This is a genomic window from Serinibacter arcticus, from assembly GCF_004786095.1.
GTDB classification, from domain to species: Bacteria; Actinomycetota; Actinomycetes; order Actinomycetales; family Beutenbergiaceae; genus Litorihabitans; species Litorihabitans arcticus.
Window position 1 is genome coordinate 168,302 of the sequence record NZ_RHPJ01000003.1, and the last position, 19,169, is coordinate 187,470.

Annotated in this window: 12 protein-coding genes; 11 read left to right on the top strand and 1 reads right to left on the bottom strand. The window is 72.9% G+C overall.

The features are described 5' to 3' along the window. Positions 1 to 95 precede the first annotated feature (95 nt). Entirely contained in the window at positions 96 to 1,085 is a 990-nt protein-coding gene (locus tag SERN_RS09900) for a hypothetical protein (RefSeq protein ID WP_135849981.1), read from the top strand. A 3-nt stretch (positions 1,086 to 1,088) separates the two neighbouring features. On the opposite strand, the gene SERN_RS09905 is transcribed toward SERN_RS09900, so the two are convergent. Further along, a complete protein-coding gene (locus SERN_RS09905; protein WP_135849982.1) occupies positions 1,089 to 1,964 on the bottom strand; it encodes a DUF3097 family protein in 876 nt (291 codons plus the stop codon). 132 nt (positions 1,965 to 2,096) lie between these two features. On the opposite strand from SERN_RS09905, the gene hrcA reads away from it, so the two are divergent. The 10 genes from hrcA (at position 2,097) to SERN_RS09955 (ending at position 19,128) form a co-directional block, all read left to right on the top strand. After that, positions 2,097 to 3,155 (top strand): heat-inducible transcriptional repressor HrcA, encoded by a 1,059-nt coding sequence (gene hrcA, locus SERN_RS09910; protein ID WP_135849983.1) that lies wholly within the window; start codon positions 2,097 to 2,099, stop codon positions 3,153 to 3,155. A 76-nt stretch (positions 3,156 to 3,231) separates the two neighbouring features. After that, the gene (dnaJ, locus tag SERN_RS09915; protein WP_135849984.1) at positions 3,232 to 4,350 is read left to right on the top strand and encodes a molecular chaperone DnaJ; all 1,119 of its coding nucleotides are present in this window, start codon (positions 3,232 to 3,234) and stop codon (positions 4,348 to 4,350) included. Then, complete coding sequence (locus SERN_RS09920) at positions 4,347 to 5,357, top strand: PhoH family protein (RefSeq protein ID WP_135849985.1); 1,011 nt, start codon at positions 4,347 to 4,349, stop codon at positions 5,355 to 5,357. The genes dnaJ and SERN_RS09920 overlap by 4 nt, the downstream gene beginning before the upstream one ends. Continuing rightward, positions 5,354 to 5,815 (top strand): rRNA maturation RNase YbeY, encoded by a 462-nt coding sequence (gene ybeY / locus SERN_RS09925; protein WP_135849986.1) that lies wholly within the window; start codon positions 5,354 to 5,356, stop codon positions 5,813 to 5,815. Before SERN_RS09920 ends, ybeY begins: the two co-directional genes overlap by 4 nt. Then, entirely contained in the window at positions 5,812 to 6,771 is a 960-nt protein-coding gene (gene era, locus SERN_RS09930; protein WP_135849987.1) for a GTPase Era, read from the top strand. The genes ybeY and era overlap by 4 nt, the downstream gene beginning before the upstream one ends. Positions 6,772 to 6,848: 77 nt before the next feature. Next, positions 6,849 to 8,474 (top strand): alpha/beta hydrolase family protein, encoded by a 1,626-nt coding sequence (locus tag SERN_RS09935; RefSeq protein ID WP_135849988.1) that lies wholly within the window; start codon positions 6,849 to 6,851, stop codon positions 8,472 to 8,474. Positions 8,475 to 8,564: 90 nt separating this feature from the next. Next, positions 8,565 to 10,343, top strand: coding sequence for an FHA domain-containing protein (locus SERN_RS09940; protein WP_135849989.1), 1,779 nt, complete (start codon positions 8,565 to 8,567; stop codon positions 10,341 to 10,343). Positions 10,344 to 10,365: 22 nt separating this feature from the next. Next, positions 10,366 to 12,033, top strand: coding sequence for a serine/threonine-protein kinase (locus SERN_RS15585; RefSeq protein ID WP_199241586.1), 1,668 nt, complete (start codon positions 10,366 to 10,368; stop codon positions 12,031 to 12,033). A 45-nt stretch (positions 12,034 to 12,078) separates the two neighbouring features. Then, on the top strand, positions 12,079 to 12,792 hold the full coding sequence (locus SERN_RS09950) for a hypothetical protein (protein WP_135849990.1): 714 nt from the start codon (positions 12,079 to 12,081) through the stop codon (positions 12,790 to 12,792). Positions 12,793 to 12,861: 69 nt separating this feature from the next. Next, positions 12,862 to 19,128: an Ig-like domain-containing protein gene (locus SERN_RS09955; RefSeq protein ID WP_135849991.1), complete on the top strand. Its 6,267-nt coding sequence runs from the start codon at positions 12,862 to 12,864 to the stop codon at positions 19,126 to 19,128. The last annotated feature ends 41 nt before the right edge of the window (positions 19,129 to 19,169 follow it).

The window sequence follows — 19,169 nt, forward strand, 5'->3', positions numbered from 1 at the left end:
GCCCCCGGACGCCTCGGTGACCGGGGGCGTCGTCGTCCCGCCGCGCAGGTGTCGAGGTCCCCGGTGCCCCGGACCGCCTCTGCCACGATGGCCCGATGACCTCGCCACGCGACCCCGACGAGACGCCCGGCTGGAACACCGGCGGGAGCGCCGGCGACCCGGGCTCCGGCCAGGTGCCCCGGCCGTGGGACGAACCGTCCCTCCAGGACCAGCCGATCCCGCCGCCGCCCGCGTTCCCGCCGCCCGGCACCTGGGGCGGTGGCGGCAACCCCTACGGCGAACCGCCTGCGTACGGCGCTCCCGCGTACGGCGCACCACAGCCTTTCGGGGCCCCGCAGCCCTACGGTGCACCGCCGCCCTACGGCGTCACGGGCGGCTCCCGACGACTCGCCCCCGCAACCGCCGGCGCGGCGACGGCGTTCGCGTTCTCCCGCTTCGGCCGCGCCGCCGGCGTGCTCATCGCGGTGACGGTCGTCGTCGGCGTCCTCAGCATCGTGCTGCAGCTCGGGCTCGGTGCCGTCCTCGGTGCCGCCGGGATGGCCGACCCCTTCGCCACGCCGACCGCCGTCCAGGAGTTCCGGGGTGGCTTCACCTACATCGGCAACCTCGTCCTCACGGCGGTCGCCGCGTTCGTGTCGGCCGTCCTGTCGCTCGTGATGACGGTCGGTTCGCTCCGCATCGTCCGGACCGGCAGCGCGAGCTTCACGGACTTCTTCGACCTCCCGCAGGGGTGGGCCGGCTACGCCGGCGGCCTCACGCTGCTGTCGACGGTCCCGGCCCTGGTGCCCTCACCGGGAGCATCGGTGGTCCTGAGCCTGCTCTCGCTCGTGGCGTGGATCGCCGTCCTCTTCGCCGCGTGCCACCTGGTTGACGCCCCCGGGGCACCCGTGGCCGCGTTCCGGGCCTCCGTCAGCACCGTCGGCGCCCACCTCGGCCAGACCCTGCTGCTGCTGCTCATCACGTTCGGGCTGACGGTCGTGGGGGCGCTGGCGTGCCTCGTCGGCCTGCTCGTCGCGGTCCCGGTGGCGGCGGTCGCGCTGGTCGCCCTCTACTGCGGGTTCCGACAGGACGTCGTGCCCGCCTGAGGCTCAGCCCTCCGGCAGCGTCACGAAGTCGACCAGCTCCTCCACCCGGCCCAGCAGCGCGGGGGAGAGGTCCTTGAAGTCGCGCACCCGGCCGAGGATCTTCGCCCACCCGCGCGCCACGTCGGCCTGCGTGTCGTGCGGCAGGCCGAGCGCGGCGAGCGTGCCGACCTTGATGTCGGTCCCGCGCGGCACGTGCGGCCACTCGGTCAATCCCACCCGGTGCGGCTTCACCGCCTGCCAGACGTCGATGTAGGGGTGGCCGAGGATCAGCACGTGCTCCGAGCGGCGGCCGAGCTGCCGCAGCGTCTCGTCGGCCAGCCGCCGCTCCTTGGACCCGGCCACCAGGTGGTCCAGCAGCACTCCGGCGCGTCGCGTGGGGGCCGGTTCGAACGCCGTCAGGACGTCGGCGAGGTGGTCCGCGCCGTCGAGCATCTCCACCACGATGCCCTCCAGGCGGAGGTCGTCGCCCCAGACCTTCTCGATCAGCTCGGCGTCGTGCTTCCCCTCGACCCAGATGCGCGAGGCGCGCGCCACCCTCGCCCGCGCGCCCGTCACGGCGCGGGAGCCCGACGCCGTCCGCGCCGTCGCGGCCGGAGCCACGACGCGGGCGGGACGGACGAGGACGACCGGATCGCCGTCGACCCAGAAGCCCGGTCCAAGCGGGAAGGACCTCCGCGCCCCGCGCCGGTCCTCCAGCACGACGACGTCACCCCCGTTGGTGCGCTCCACACGGAGGATCGCGCCGACGTAGGAGGTCGAGACGTCCTCGACGACGAGGCCGGGCACGGCCGGCTCCTCGCGCGTCACCTTGCGCGATCCGGTGCGGACGCGGGGGTCGCTCTTCAGGACGTCGGGGCCGTACGGATCTCTTCCGGTCACCGGGGCACGGTAGCCGCCGTGGCCGACGTCGCAGCGGCCGCCACCCCGGGATGTCGGAGACGGGGCGTAGAATTGGCACTCCGGCACCGAGAGTGCGAATCGGGGTGACGACGACGGCGAGGTGGAGGTGGCATGAGCGAGGACAGGCGTCTGGACGTGCTGCGCGCCATCGTCAGCGACTACGTCTCCACCCGTGAGCCCGTCGGCTCCCGCACCCTCGTCGAGCGGCACGCGCTGGGCGTCTCGCCCGCCACCATCCGCAACGACATGGCGGCGCTCGAGGAGGCCGGGTACATCACCCAGCCCCACACGTCCGCCGGCCGCATCCCCACCGACTCCGGCTACCGCCTGTTCGTCGACCACCTCGCGACCCTCAAGCCGCTGACGCAGCCCGAGCGGCGCGCCATCGAGTCGTTCCTGGCGGAGTCGGTCGACCTGGACGACGCCGTGAACCGCACCGTGCGGATGCTCTCGCAGCTGACGCAGCAGGTCGCCGTCGTGCAGTACCCGTCGCTGCGCCGCTCGGGGCTGCGCCACGTCGAGCTGGTGCTCGTCGCCCCCGGCCGGGTGCTCGTGGTGCTGATCTCCGACACGGGCAGGGTCGAGCAGCGCATGCTCGACGTGCCGGCCGGCGTGCCGGAGCTGGACGAGTCCACGGTCGCCGACCTGCGCGGTCGCATCAACGTCGCCGCCGCCGGCCTGCGGATGCCTGCGCTCCGCCCGGCCCTCGAGGCCGTCGCGCAGGACGTCACGCCGGACCTCGCGCTGCTCGTGCACGCGCTGGTCGACGTCGTGGCCGACACGCTCACCGTCGAGGTCGAGGACCGCATCGTGATGGCGGGCACGGCCCACCTGGCGCGTGCGGGCTACGACTTCTCGCGCACCATTTCTCCCGTGCTGGAGGCCATCGAGGAGCAGGTGGTGCTCATGCGCCTGCTGGCCGAGATGGCCGCCGAGCAGGAGGCGGGCGGAGTCGGCCGCGAGCACGACGTCTCGGTCCGCATCGGTACCGAGACCCGCTACGCCGGCCTGAGCGAGACGTCCGTGGTCGCCTCGCCGTACGGTGGGGCGAGCGCGCAGGACGCCGTCGCCTTCCTCGGTGTCCTCGGCCCCACCCGCATGGACTACCCCACGACGATGACGGCGGTGCGCGCCGTCGCCCGCTACCTCTCCCGGGTCGTGACCCCCTGAGGGTCCACCGGCCCCGGCCCAGCACCACGTCCCACCCCCGCACCTCACTCCCGACGCACAAGGATCAAGCGAACACGTGACGGACTACTACGAGGTTCTCGGAGTGGCGAAGGACGCCACCTCCGAGGAGATCAAGCGCGCCTACCGCAAGCTCGCCCGCACCTACCACCCCGACATCGCGGGTGAGGAGGGCGCCGACCGCTTCAAGGAGGTCTCCGCCGCCAACGACGTGCTCTCCGACCCCGAGAAGCGCCGGGTCTACGACGCCGGTGGCATGGGCGGCGGGATGGGTGGTGGCGACGGCGCAGGCTTCGGCTTCCAGGACATCTTCGAGACGTTCTTCGGCGCGGCCGGCGCCGGCAGCGCCCGCGGTCCCGTGCCCCGCGCCCGGCGCGGTCAGGACGCGCTGGTGCGCATCGAGCTCGACCTCGCCGAGGAGGCCTTCGGCGTCCGCCGCGAGATCACCGTCGAGACCGCCGTCACGTGCGGCACCTGCCAGGGCTCCTGCGCCGCGCCCGGCACCTCGCCGCGCGCCTGCACCGTGTGCGGCGGCCGTGGCTCGGTGCAGCGCGTCGCGCGCTCGTTCCTCGGCAACGTCATGACCCAGGCGCGCTGCGACGCGTGCCAGGGCTTCGGTTCCACGATCCCCGAGCCGTGCCCGGAGTGCTCGGGCGAGGGACGCGTCCGCACGCGTCGGACCATCGCCGTCGACGTGCCCGCGGGCGTGGAGAACGGCACCCGCATCAAGCTGGTCGGCCAGGGCGAGGTCGGCCCGGGCGGCGGCCCCGCCGGTGATCTGTACGTGGAGATCCGGGAGCGTCAGCACCCCGTCTTCACCCGTCGCGGCGACGACCTGCACTGCACGATGGCGCTGCCGATGACGGCCGCCGCCCTCGGCACGGTCCTCACGCTCGAGACGCTCGACGGCGAGGAGGAGGTCGACGTCGTCGCCGGCACGCAGGGCGACCACGTCATCACGCTCCGCGGCAAGGGCATGGGCCGCCTGCGCGGCCACAACCGCGGCGACCTGCACATCCACCTCGACGTCACCGTGCCGACCCACCTCGACGAGCGGCAGGAGGAGCTGCTGCGGGAGCTCGCCGCGATCCGCGGCGAGGAGCGCCCGCAGGGCAAGCTGGCCCCCGTCGGCGTGGGCATGTTCTCCCGGCTGCGCGACAAGCTGGCGGGTCGATGACGGCCGGGAACGGCTCCGCCGCTCGCCCCGAGCCCGTGGTCCGCCAGGTGCAGGTGCCCGACGATGTCGACATGCGCGCCGTCGTCGGTCCCCGCGACGAGGTGCTCCGGACGATCGAGCGCGGCTTCCCGCGCCTGCAGGTGCACGTGCGCGGCAGCGTCGTGACCCTGGAGGGTCCCGCCGAGGAGGTCACGCTGGCCGAGCGCCTGATCGACGAGCTGGCGCAGATCGCCCGGTCGGCCCAGCCGCTGTCGGCCGATGCCGTCGAGCGTGCGATCGGGATGCTGCGGTCGCCCGCGGCGACGTCGCCGGCGAGCGTGCTGACGATGAACATCCTGTCCTCGCGCGGGAGGACGATCCGGCCCAAGACCGTCGGGCAGAAGGAGTACGTCGAGGCGATCGACAGGAACACGGTCACGTTCGGCATCGGCCCCGCCGGTACCGGCAAGACCTATCTCGCGATGGCCAAGGCCGTGCAGGCGCTCCAGGCCAAGCAGGTCTCGCGGATCGTCCTGACCCGACCGGCTGTCGAGGCGGGGGAGCGGCTCGGGTTCCTGCCCGGCACGCTGACCGAGAAGATCGACCCGTACCTGCGACCGCTCTACGACGCGCTGCACGACATGGTCGACCCCGACTCGATCCCGCGCCTGATGGCCTCGGGCGTCATCGAGGTCGCACCGCTGGCCTACATGCGCGGGCGCACCCTCAACGACGCGTTCATCGTGCTCGACGAGGCCCAGAACACCTCGGCCGAGCAGATGAAGATGTTCCTCACCCGCCTCGGCTTCGGTTCGCACATGGTCGTCACGGGCGACGTCACGCAGGTCGACCTGCCCGTGGGCACGGCCTCCGGCCTGCGCGTGGTGACGGAGATCCTGCACGACATCGACGACATCGCGGTGTGCCGCCTGACGTCGGCCGACGTCGTGCGCCACCGCCTCGTGGGCGAGATCATCGACGCCTACGCGCGCTGGGACTCCGCCGCGACCGGGGAGGCCCGCCGATGAGCACCGAGATCAGCAACGAGTCCGCGCACGTCGTCGACGAGGTCGAGTTCGCGGCGCTCGCGCGGTACGTGCTCGACCAGATGCACGTGCACCCGCAGGCCGAGCTCTCCATCATCTTCGTGGACGTCCCCGCGATGACGGAGCTGCACGTGCGGTGGATGGACGAGCCCGGCCCGACCGACGTCATGTCCTTCCCGATGGACGAGCTGCGACCCGGGTCGGAGACCGCACCGTCGGCCGAGGGCATGCTCGGCGACGTCGTCGTGTGCCCGGAGGTCGCCGCCACGCAGGCGCGCGAGGCCGGCCACTCGGCCCAGGAGGAGATGCTCCTGCTGGTCACCCACGGGATCCTGCACCTGCTCGGCTTCGACCACGCCGAGCCCGAGGAGCGCGAGGAGATGTTCACGCTGCAGCGCACGCTGCTGCTGACGTTCCTCGCCGGAAGGGCCACGCGATGACCGGTCCGAGCCAGCCGACGAACCAGGGTCCGTCCTACCTGTCGCCCCGCGACCCCGCGTCCTACCGGGCCGGTTTCGCGTGCGTCGTCGGCCGCCCGAACGCCGGCAAGTCGACCCTCGTGAACGCGCTCGTGGGCACGAAGGTCGCGATCACGTCCGACCGGCCGCAGACCACGCGCCACACCGTGCGCGGCATCGTGCACCGCGAGGACGCCCAGCTCGTGCTGGTCGACACCCCGGGGCTCCACCGCCCGCGCACGCTCCTGGGCAACCGGCTCAACGACCTCGTGATGGGGACGCTGGCCGAGGTCGACGTCGTCGGCTTCTGCCTCCCCTCGGACCAGAAGATCGGCCCGGGCGACGAGTTCATCGCCCGGACGCTCGCCGAGATCCGCACGCCGGTCGTCGCGCTCGCGACCAAGGCGCACCTCGTGGACTCCAAGCGTCTGGTCGAGCACCTCATCGGGATCGAGCAGCTCGGCGACTTCGCCGACATCGTCCCCGTCAGCTCGCTCGAGGACTACCAGGTCGACGTCGTCTCCGACGTGCTGTGCTCGCACCTGCCCGTCAGCCCGCCGCTCTACCCCGAGGGCGAGCTGACCGACGAGCCCGACCGCGTCATGGTGGCCGAGCTCGTCCGCGAGGCCGCGCTCGAGGGCGTGCGCGACGAGCTCCCGCACTCGCTCGCCGTCGTGGTCGAGGAGATGAACGAGCGACCCGACCGCACGCCAGAGCAGGGCCCCCTGCTCGACGTGCACGTCACCGTCTTCGTCGAGCGGCAGAGCCAGAAGGCCATCGTCATCGGCGCCAAGGGCGCGCGCCTGCGCGACGTCGGCAGCCGATCCCGCGAGGGCATCGAGGCGCTGCTGGGCACCCGGGTGTTCCTCGACCTCCACGTCAAGGTCGCCAAGGACTGGCAGCGCGACCCCAAGCAGCTGCAGCGGTTGGGCTTCTAGGGTCGATGGCACGGCAGCGGAGGGCCACCCGGGCGGCACGACGCCGGGCGGTGGCCGGGAGGTTGAGCACGCCCCGGATGCGCACCGCGTGGGCGGTGCTGATCTCGGTGACGGTGCTCGCCCTGGTCGGAGCGGCCGCCGGACCCCGCTGGAACCCCGTCCCGCTCAGCGCCACGGTGGGTGTCGCCTCCGACTCCGTCGCGGTCGAGGGCAGCACCGGGGCCTCCGCCGTCGGACGCTACGAGACCGTCTCGCGCATCGTCGAGGTGGAGCTGGTGCCCGCAGGGCCCGACGGTGACGGTGCCATCACGACCGATGTGCTCATCGTGACGCCGGTGGGGCTGGAGGAGCCGGCCCCCGCCGTCGTCTTCCTGCACGGAGCGGGCACGGGATCGGCGGCCGCCTTCACCGAGCACGCCGAGGCGCTGGCGAGCGCGGGCGTCGTCGCACTCTCGCCGAGCAAGCGGCTCGACACCTACTCCACGCTGGAGCGCGACTACGTCGCGATGGCCGCGGACTACGCCCGGACGCTCGCCCTCGCGCTGCAGCTGCCCGAGGTCGACCCCGCGCGGGTCGGGCTCTACGCGGAGAGCGAGGGCGCGTGGATCGCCCCGATCCTCGCGGCCGACAACCCGGACGTGGCGTTCGTGGCGCTGATCTCCGCCCCGGTGGTGACGCCTCGGCAGCAGGGGGCCTTCGCCGTCGACGCCTACCTCCGCGCGGTCGGCGTCCCGCAGACGTTCCTGCGGGCGATCCCGCGCGCGACGGGGGCGCACTGGCCGGCCGGGGTCCTGTCCTACGCCGACTTCGACGTGCTGCCCTACCTCGAGCGCACCGATCAGCCGATCTTCATGGCCTACGGCACCGCCGACCTGTCCATGCCGACGGTCCAGGGTCCCCAGATCGTGCGCGGGGCCATCCCCGGCGGGGGCGAGCGGCTGATGCTGCGCTACTACGCCGGGGCCAACCACGGCATCCGGATCGGCGACGCGACCGCGCCCGTGGTCCCCGCGTTTCTCGACGGGCTCGCGACGTGGATGCTCGACCCCGCGGCGGCCGAGGCGGCCGGTCCCGCCGTGGCCGGGGCGACGCCGGAGCAGATCCACCTGGCCTCGGCCGTGCCCCAGCCACGGTGGTACGCCGACGGCGAGATGATGCTGCGCGTCCCGATGATCTCCGCCGGGGTGCTCGTCGGCGGACTGCTGGCGCTCCTCGGCGGCTCGGTGGCGCTGGCCGCCACCGAGCGTCGGCGCCGCCGGGGTGCGGTCGCGACCGCGGGTGCGGACGCCGCGCGGGACGACGACGGTGGGGTCGTGGCCAGCTCCGTCGACCCGGACGACGCCGACCTCGACACCTCCGTCGTCGGGCACGCCCCACGACTGGTGCGCCGGCTCGTCGCCTTCGCGGTCGGGACCCTCGCGGTCGTCCTGGTCCTGGCGAGCTACATCGTCGTCGTCGCGCAGCTCGCCCTGAGCTACAGCACCAACGGCGTCGTGGTCTGGGGCGGCTGGGTGCTCGTGCAGGCGCTCGCCGTGATCTCGGTCTGGCTCGGTCTGCGCGCCGTGCGGCGACTCGTGGACGAGCGTCGCGGGCACGGCATCCCGGGCTTCGTCCGCGTCGCCGGCGGCTGGCTGATCGTCGCCGGGCTGCTCGGGCTGCTCGTCGTGTCCGCCTACTGGGGCGCCTTCTCACCCGTGTCCTGAACCGTCGCGTCCCGCCGTTACGGGTGCGGCCGGAGCACCGTAGGATCGCTGGCGGGTCCGATCCGAGCAGGGCGAGCAGGGAGAGCAGCGATGGGATACGACGGCGTCGACGACTGGAGCATCTACACCCCGGGGCCCGACTCGGCCGTGATCACCTCCACCACCCTGGCGCTCCTGGACTCCGCCGTTCCCGCTGACGTCGTCGAGCGGGTCTGGGACGCGGCCCGCCAGGGCGGGGGGCTGGCAGCCGTCGTCGCACCCCTCGTCGGTTCGCTCGCCGACCTCCCCACGTTCGCCGTCGTCGTGATCGACGGCGGTCGCCCGCGTGCCCTGGTGCGGGGCGAGCTCGAGGTCGTCGTGGGTGACACCGTCGTGAGCGGCCAGGGCGTGGCGACGTGGCGTGAGGAGACGCTGGCGACGGGGGAGGGCGACGCCCACGTCGAGGTCACCGTCCGGCGCCTGGACCACGCGGAGGCTCCCGACTCCACCCCGCTCCCGGTGCTCGCCGGCGTCGTGCGCGCCTCCCGCGCGACCGGTCGGCTCGAGCTGCGTCCCTCGAACGCGGTGGCCGACGGGTCGACCCCCGCCGTGAGCGACGCCTCCGACGCCTCGGAGGTGGGGTCCGAGTCCGCGGACCCCGACCCGGTCGTCCCGATCCCGCTGCCCGTGCCCGTCGACGGCGACGAGGCCGCGTTCGACGAGGCCGCGCTCGGCAAGGCTCCGGCCGACGAGGCTGCTCCCGACGAGGCCGCGGTCGGCGAGGCTCCGGCCGACGAGGCCGAGGGCGAGGACCTGGCCGACGACGGCATCGAGGTCCACGACGTCGCGGAGGAGAACGAGCCCTTCGTCGCCTCCGGCGAGTCCGACGACTCCGGTGCGAGCGCCGAGTCCCTGGTCGGCCTCGAGAACGACGGCTCGCCGCACACGGACGACGCCGTCGAGCGCCGGTCCGAGGACCCGGTCGTCGACGAGCTGGCCGAGCACGACCTCGACGAGCCCACCGTCGCGCCCGCGCTCGACGGGGTCGCCCTGCCCGAGGAGGACGCGTCCGGCGTCGACGCCGACCCCGACACCGAGCCGCTCCTCGACCGCGAGTCGCTCCAGGACGTGCCGCTCGACCCGCCCCTCGACCAGACGCTGCACCCCGGTGGCGAGGACAGCAGCTACGGCTTCGTCTCGGAGGGCGGCTCCTCGGTCGTCCCGGCGCGGCCCGGCCAGGTGCCGCCGCCCCCCGCGGCGCCGGAGCTCGCCGACGTCGACCCGTCGCTCGACCAGCCGCAGGCGCAGGAGCCCCCCGCGTCGCCGGCCCCGGTCGACCCGTTCCCGACGCCCGAACCGGTCGCTCCCGCTCCGGTCCCCGCCGAGTCGGCACCGGCCGAGCCCGCGCCGATCGAGCCCCCGCCGATCGAGCCCGCACCCGCCGACGACGTCGACGGCGACCACGACGGCGGCACGATCCTGGACCACCAGGTCGCCGGTCTGCGCGACGCCGGTCTGGTGACCGTCTCGCCGTGGTCGCGACCCGCCGCGGAGCCCGCGGCCCCCGGCCTGCACCTGTCGTTCTCGCACGGCGTCGAGGTCCAGCTGGACCGGCCTGTGCTGGTGGGCCGTGCACCCGAGGCGCGCCCCGGCGTCGACGCGCAGCTCGTGGCCGTCCCCAGCCCGCAGCAGGACATCTCGCGCACGCACTGCGAGATCCGGCTCGACGGCGAGGACGTGCTGGTCACCGACCTGCGCTCGACCAACGGCACGATCGTCTCGCGTCCGGGCCAGGCGCCGCACCGGCTGCACCCGGGTGAGGGCACGTCCGCCTCGGCCGGTTCGCGGATCGACCTCGGCGACGGCGTCGTGATCGTGGTCGAGCTGTGACATCCCTGCAGCGAGGGTGCGTGTGAGCTCACGCCGTCCCCCGGCCACCCCGCCGGAGCTCCCCGGGTACACGCACGACCGACTCCTCGGATCGGGCGGGTTCTCCGACGTCTTCCTGTACCGCCAGTCGATGCCGCGTCGCGACGTCGCGGTCAAGGTGCTGCGCATCGTCCCCGGTGCCGAGCAGGTCGAGTTCGTCGACGAGGCCAACCTCATGGCCCACGTCTCGAGCCACCCCGCGATCGTGACGGTCTACCACGCCGACGTCGCCGCCGACGGTCGGCCGTTCCTCGTCATGGAGTACTGCGCGGGCCCCAACCTGTCCGAGCGCTACCGCTCCGGAAGGCTGGGCGTCGCGGAGACCCTGCGCATCGGCGTCCGCCTCGCCGGCGCGATCGAGACCGCCCACCGGGCCGGGATCCTGCACCGCGACATCAAGCCGGCCAACGTGCTGACCAACGACTACGGCTGGCCCGCGCTGACCGACTTCGGCATCTCGGTGATGGGTGCGGGGGCGGCCGAGACCGAGACCGGCATGTCCATCCCGTGGGCGGCGCCGGAGTTCTTCGCCGACGACTCCCCGCGCGGGGTCCAGGCCGACATCTACTCGCTCGCGGCCACGCTCTACACGGTGCTCGCCGGCCGCTCGCCGTTCGAGATCGTCGGCGGCAACAACGCCGCGTTCGACCTCATCACCCGGATCACACGCGAGGACGCTCCGCCGATCGGGCGCCAGGACGTGCCGCAGTCGCTCGAGAACGTGCTCCGGCGCGCCATGGACAAGCGGCCCGCGCGCCGGTTCGCCTCGGCTCTCGACCTCGGCCGTGCGCTGCAGCGCGTCGAGCTCGACCTACACCTCGCCCCGACCCCGATCGACGTCCCCGACGTCCGCCGGGTCACGGGGGACCAGGCACCCGACGGCGGTGGCGTCGTCTTCGGCGAGACGCAGGTGCGCGCCGTCATCGACATCGACCCCGACGGCGCGGCCTCGGGCTTCGGCAACCCGCCCGGCGGCGCCCACGACGGGTGGACGCCGGGGGAGCCGTTCCCCGGTCCGCCCTCGGCCGCCCGACCCGCCGGGTTCGCCGGCGTCGCCGGCTACTCCGTCACCTCGCCCGCGGCCGCCAGGGCCGACGCCCCGCAGCCGGTCCGCGTACCGCGGCGACCCGACGACCCCGCTGTCTGGGACGCCCCGGCCGCGGCGCGACGTCCGGCGTGGGAGCGCCCGCCCGAGCAGGAGAAGGAGGTCGACCCCGAGGGTCTGCCGCCCGCACCCCGCCGGTCGTGGGTGCCGGTCGCCGTCGGAGGCGCGCTCGTCGCCGTCGCCGTGACCGCGCTCGTGCTGCTGAACCTCAACGGCGACGACGGTCCGGGCCCCTCGCCGACAGCGAGCGAGACCGTCGAGGAGACCGGTGGCGCGGGCGGGAGCGGCCCGACCGTCGTGCCGAGGCCGGAGGTGCAACCAGGTGCACGCACTGAGGACGCCGCCGACACGGTGGTCTTTACGTGGCCGGAGCCAGCAGACGTGCCCGACGCCGAGTTTCTCTACCGCATCCTCGACGGTGACGAGGGTTTCCTACCCGCCCCCAATCCGCTCACCCTGACCAACCGCCCGGACTGGACCTGTATCGAGGTCAAGACGCGCACGCAGGACATGCGCGTGTCCGAGGCGGCGACGGCGTGCGGGTGAGGCGAGCAGTGACAGCAGTGGTGAACGAGACGGGGGTGGTCGACCGTGCAGGTCGAGTTCTGCGGTGAGTGGTTCGACGTCGATCCGGAGGAGCCGTTCGTCGTCGGACGCGAGGGCGACCTCGCCATCGACGACAACCCCTATCTCCACCGGCGGTTCCTCGCGATCACGCGGTCGAGCGACCTGTGGTGGCTGGAGAACGTCGGCACGCTGATCCCGGCGACGGTCGCCGACGCGCAGGGCAACGTGCAGGCGTGGATCGCGCCCGGTGCGCGCCTCCCGCTCGTGTTCGCCCGCACCACCGTGCTGTTCACGGCGGGACCCACCACGTACGAGCTGCTCATCGTGGGGGAGGAGCCGGCCTACGAGCCCGTGGCCCAGGAGGTCGAGCAGGGCGACACCACGATCGGCCCGGTCGTCCTGACGGACAGCCAGCGCGCGCTCGTGGTCGCGTTCGCCGAACCGGTGCTGCTCGGCCGGGGCAGCACGACGGCGATCCCGTCCTCCACCCAGGCCGCGGCCCGCCTCGGCTGGACGATCACGCGCCTGAACCGCAAGCTCGACAACGTGTGCGACAAGCTGTCGCGCCAGGGGGTGCGCGGACTGCGCGGTGGACCGCGCAAGCTCGCCGTCAACCGCCGCGCGCGGCTCGTGGAGCACGCCGTCACCTCGCGCCTCGTGACCGCCGCCGACCTGCCGCTCCTGGACGAGCAGGCGGCCCTCGCCGCGGCCGCCGCCGGGGGCGACGCGGAGGAGTGAGCCCGATCCCCGCCACACGCGACGCTCACCTATCCTGAAGCCTCATGTGTCGAGTTCCCGGGGGATCTGTTGGCTGAGCGTTCCAAGCGCCGGAGCACCATCGCCAGTGCGACGGCCGTCATCCTCGTCGTCGGCACGGTCGTGGCGCTCAGCCTCACCTACGACGGCGTCGCGACCGCCGACGTCAGCCTGAACGACGGCGGCGTGTGGGTCACCGGCACCGCCGACACCCGCATCGGGCGGCTGAACTACCCGATCGAGGAGGTCGACGCGCAGCTCGCGGCGGCCACCGCCTCGTTCGACATCCTCCAGGACGCCTCCGACGTCCTCATCGTCGACGACGGTCTCGGCCGTGTGGACCGCATCGACACGGCCACCGTCGCGGGCGCGGGCGGGGCGGCCCTGCCGTCCTCGCGCCAGATCGACCTCGGCGGCGGCACGGTGTCGGTGCTGGACTCCGGCACCGGCGACCTGCGCGTCGTCACGGTCGACACCCTGGCCGCGCTCGAGGACGAGGAGCTGGACGCCACCCTGCGCGTCGGCGTGCGCTCGGTGATCGACGTCGACGGCGAGGGCACCACCTGGATCTTCGACCCCGCGACCCGCGTGGTCACGGCGGTCACGCGCGAGGACGCCGACCTCCTGGCCCTCATCGCGCGCGGTGACGACGGCGAGGAGGCGGCCGACGACGCCGCCACCGACGAGGCGGCCGCTTCCGACCCCGCCACCGACGGTGCGCTCGCGGCCACCGGTGACGAGGTCGCCGTCGAGGACCTCGAGCCGCCCGAGCTCACGACCTTCGACCTGACCGAGTCGATCCTCGACCCCGAGGGTCTGGACACCGCCGACGTCGAGATCGCCGCCGTCGGCACCGACCCGGTCGTCACGATCAGCCGGACGATCCGCGTCGACGACGAGAACCGCCCCCAGGTCGAGATCGTCCAGCCCGAGCGTGACCCGATCCTGCTGTCCGACGTGGCCGCTGAGCTCGGCACCGAGCTCGACGCGGACGAGGTGGCGCTGCAGGCCACCGGTGCCGAGCGCCCCGACGTCACGATCGCGACCCGCGACGCGCTGCTGCGCATCCCGCTCGAGGGCGGCGAGGCGCGCATGACGAAGGCGGAGTCCGCCGGGACCCCGGCCACCCCCGTGGTGGTCAAGGGCTGCGCGTTCGGTGCCTGGAGCGCCGACGCCGCCTCGGCGATGCGGTTCTGCAACGACGCCGGCGTGCCGATGGCCGTGGACGGCGCCGGGGCCGACGCCCAGCTCGCGTTCCGCGTGAACCGCGACTACGTGGTGCTGAACAACATGGCCACGGGCGCGGTCTGGATGATCGAGAACCAGCTCATCCCGGTCGCCGACTGGCTCGACACCTCCCCGCCGCCGAACAGCCAGCAGGAGGAGGAGGACTCCCACGACACGGTCCAGGAGGACGTCCCCCTCGACCGCGACCAGCCGAACCGGGCCCCCACCGCGGCCGACGACGACCTGGGCGTTCGCCCGGGCACCACGCGCGTCCTGCCGCTGCTCGACAACGACGCCGACCCCGACGGCGATCTGCTCACGATCCTCCCGCCCGGCGACTTCCCCGAGGCGTTCGGCACGCCCCAGCTCGTCATGGGCGGACGCGCGCTGCAGGTCGTGGTCCCCCCGGACGCCTCGGGCACCGCGACGTTCACCTACACCGCCGACGACGGCCGCGGCCTCACCGACGACGCCCTGGTCACGCTGCGCGCCGTCCCCCTGGGGGAGAACTCGCCGCCCGAGGTCATCCGCGACGTCACGCTGCGCGTCGCGAGCGGCGCGAGCGTGACGCGCAACGTCTTCGCCGACATCCGCGACCCCGACGGCGACGAGCTGACCCTGTCGGGCGCCACGGTCGACAGCGAGGGCGACAGCGTCCGCACCACGCCCGACGGGAGCGTGACGTTCTCGGACGCCGGCGTGTCGACCTCGCCCAAGCGGATCACGCTGCAGGTGTTCGACGGCTACGAGCTGACCCCGATCGAGATCGCGGTCGAGGTCACCCCCGGCAACCAGCCCCCGCGCGCCGAGTTCGACTTCGCGACGGCGTTCGTCGGCCAGACGATCGTGCTGACGCCGCTCGACAACGACACCGACACCTCGGGCCAGCAGCCGCGCCTGGCGCAGGTGCAGCCGTTCGGCAACGGCCAGACGGCGCCCAACTTCGCGGACGGCACGGTCGAGTTCACCCCCGACCAGCCCGGTCCGGTCTACGCCACCTACCTCATCGCCGACGACGAGGGCGCGACGGGCGAGGGTCTCATCCGGGTGGACGTCAAGACGCCGACCGACGGCGACCCGATCGCCGTGCGCGACACCGCCATGCTCCCGCCGGGCGGGGAGGTGCTGGTCGACGTCCTGCAGAACGACACCGACCCCCAGGGCGGCGTGCTCGCCGTGCAGCAGGTCGACGTGCCCTCCGGCTACGGCCTGAACGTCGCCGTCCTCGAGCACCGCCTGCTTCGGATCACGAGCGACCGCGTGCTCGCCGAGCCGGTGCGCATCGGCTACACGATCGCGAACGAGACGGGTTCGGCCGTCGGCGAGGTGCTGGTGGTCCCGCTCCGCGCCGACACCCAGCCGCAGCCGCCCGTGGCGGTCAAGGACACCGTCAGCGTCCGGGCCGGCGACTACGTCACCATCCCCGTGCTGAGCAACGACCACCACCCCAACGGGCTCGAGTTCACCCTCGACGAGACGCTGCCCACGATGCCCGAGAACGGGCTGATGTTCGCCACGCAGAACGTGCTGCGCTACCAGGCGCCCGCCGAACCGGGCCAGCAGACCGCGATCTACTCCGTCACGGACGTCAACGGTCAGCAGAACTCGGCCCAGGTGGTCATCGAGGTGAAGGCGTCGGAGGGCAACGCCGCGCCCGTGCCGATCGACGTCGACACCCGCGCGTTCCAGCGCGAGCTGATCCGGGTCCCGATTAACCTCATCGGCATCGATCCCGACGGCGACTCCGTCCAGCTGCTCGGGCTGGGGAGCGCCCCCACCCTCGGCCAGGTCACCGAGATCGGGACCGACTACCTCGACTACGTGCCGTTCGGCAACGCCGTCGGGACCGACACGTTCGACTTTCTGGTGCGCGACCGTCCCGGCCAGATCGCGACGGGCACCGTCAGCGTCGGCATCGTGCCGCCGCCGGCGATCAACCGGAACCCGGTGGTCCCCGCCGTCGAGGCGCACCACCGGCCCGAGCGCACCGTCACGGTCAACGTGCTGGAGGAGGCCACCGACCCCGACGGCGACCAGCTCGCCGTCACGCGCGTGACCGACCCCGGCGGTCTCACGGTGGAGGTCACGCAGGACAGCCAGCTCCAGATCAGCACCCCGGTCGAGTCGGGAACGTTCCCGATCGGGTTCGAGGTCACGGACGGCAACGGCGGTGTCGCGGTCTCGACGCTCGTGCTCGAGGTCTCCCCGGAGGCGCCGCTGCACACGCCCGTGGCCGTGGACGACCTCGTCCCCGTGAGCGACATCGTCGGCTCCGACAGCGCCCTCGTGGACGTCCTGGCCAATGACTACGACCCCGACGGCGACGCGAGCGACCTCGTCCTCGGGCTGACGGACGGCCAGCAGACCGCCTCGATCGAGACGGTCGACGGCATCCAGCAGGTGCGGGTGACGCTCACCCCGACGCGTCAGGTCGTGACGTACCAGATCACCGACTCCGACGGCCTCGTCACCTACGCGTTCATCGACGTCCCGGGCACGGAGGACTCCGGACCCGCGCTCCGCTCCGGGTTCACCGAGCTCGAGGTGATGACGGGGGAGACGCTCGCGATCGAGCTGAACGACCACATCGTGGCCGTCTCCGGGGACCCGGTGCAGGTCACCGACACCAGCAAGGCGCGCGCGACCAACTCCGACGGCACGCCCCCGGTCACCGGACCCACCACCCTGACGTTCACGTCCGCCGCGGGCTACGTCGGCCTGGCGAGCGTGACCCTCGAGGTCACCGACGCCGCCGACCTGAACGATCCGGAGCGCAAGGTCTCGGTCATCACGATCCCGATCAACGTGACGGCGAACGGCAACACCCCGCCGACGATCAGCAGCACCGAGATCAACGTCGAGGCCGGGCAGAGCGAGCCGCAGATCATCCGGCTGCCCGCGCTCGCCGACGACGTCGACGGCGTCGACCGGCCCAACCTCCGCTTCGAGCTGCTCGGTCAGCCGGAGGGCTTCACGGCCGAGCTCGTCAACCTCACCGAGCTGCACGTCACCGCGGCGCTCGACACCCAGAAGGGCACGCGCGGCGAGTTCCAGGTCTCGGTGACCGACGGCGTCAACGAGCCCGTGGTCGGCACGATGATCGCGAACGCGGTGGCCAGCAGCGCCGCCCCCGCCGTCGCGGTCGACGACGACCTGGGCGAGGTCCAGCAGGGACAGACGGCCAGCATCGACGTCCTCGCCAACGACTCCAACCCCTTCCCGGGGGAGGCGCTGACCATCGTGAATGCCGCGACGGAGACGGGTGTGGCCCAGGTCGGGGCGAATGGCGGGACGATCACGGTGACACCGCCGAGTGACTTCGTCGGTCGACTCTCGATCGTCTACACGGTGCAGGACGCCACGGGCGACCCGGACCGTCAGGTCCAGGCGCGCGTGCGCGCCAACGTCATCGGTGTTCCGGCCGCTCCCTCAGCACCCCGCGTCGAGGCGGTCGGCAACCGCGAGGTGACGGTCTCCTTCACCACGCCGATCGACAACGGCGCCCCTATCACCGGGTACACGGTGCAGTGGGCGGGTGGGTCGCAGGCGTGCGCGTCGACCACGTGCGTCATCGGCGGACTGACCAACAACGTGGAGTACACGTTCACGGTGACGGCCGAGAACAAGGTCGGGCCCGGGCCGGCGAGCGCGTCGTCCGCCGTCGCGCGCCCGGACGTCAAGCCCGGCGCCCCCGGCGCCCCTACCCTGAAGTTCCAGGACAGCGCTATCGAGGTCGCCTGGTCGACGCCCGCCAACGAGGGCTCGCCGATCATCGACTACGACGTGCAGATCTCCCCGGCCACCGGGGGCGGTCAGCAGTCGGTCGGCACGCAGACCGGTTACACGTGGGGCTCGCTGCAGAACGGCACCGCGTACACGTTCCGGGTCCGCGCCCGCAACAGCGCACCCGATCCGGGGGACTGGTCTGCCTGGTCCGCGCCGGAGACCCCGGCCGCCCCGCCGGCCACCCCGCAGGCTCCGCGCGCCACCCGCGTGGACACGCCCATCGGTGGCCAGATCCAGGTCGCCTGGCAGGCGCCCGCGAACAACGGCGACGCGCTGCGCGACTACGTGCTCACGCCGTTGCGCGGCGGGGCGGCCCAGCCGGCCATCACACTGCCTCCGGGCCAGACCAGCTACACGTACGCGGCCGAGAACGGCCAGGACTACGCGTTCACCGTCAGCACCTCGAACAAGGCGGGACCCTCGGGAACGTCTCCGGCCTCGTCAAGCGTCCGCTCGTTCGGTCAGCCCGCACAGGTCGGGGGGACCACGGCCGCCCCGACCGGGTCGAACGGTCAGATCGTGGTGACGCACGGGACGCCGTCGGACAACGGTCAGGCCATCTCGCGGTTCGAGTACGCGCTCAACGGCGGCGGCTACCAGGCGCTTCCGGGGAACAAGATCATCGGTGGTCTCGCGAACGGGTCGAGCTACACGGTGCAGGTCCGGGCGTGCAACACCTACTGCGGTCCGGCCAGCGCCGCGAGCAGTGCCGCGGTGCCCTACGGCCCGATCGGCAACCCGTCGGTCCGGGGCGAGAAGGTCGGCGCCACGGGCACCCGGTTCACCATCGCCCGGCCCAGCTCCGGCGCGAACGGCCGTCCGGAGTCGGCCTTCCAGTATCGCGTGAACAACGAGGGCTGGCAGAACGTCCCGGGTGGCGGAGTCGTCAACCTCGGCAACGACTACGACCAGGCCTACACGGTCGACGTCCGCTACGCCGTCTCGGGTCCCGACCAGGAGACGACGGCGAGCGCGGGACCCGTGCGCACCGATCCCCGGCCTCCGCCCGTCGTCCCGAAGGTCGAGTCCTTCCGTACTCGAAGCGCCGATGGCGCCAGCGACCCGAGTGGGAACTTCTGTAGAAACGCGCCGGGCTACCCGTGCTACTTCAGCGACATGCGTTACGAGAACGTTCCGAACGAGATCTACACGATTACGTATAGCGAGAACGGATCCATCGTGCGCACGTACACGGGCGAGCGGCTGTCGGGGAACGGTGTTTTCGAAACTGGACGCTTCTCCGGCTTCAACCCGAACATCCAGTTCTGCATCCAGTCCGGGGGAGGCCCGCGCACCTGCGGCTGACGCTCGACTGACTAAGGACCGACCTGTGAACGACCAGAAGG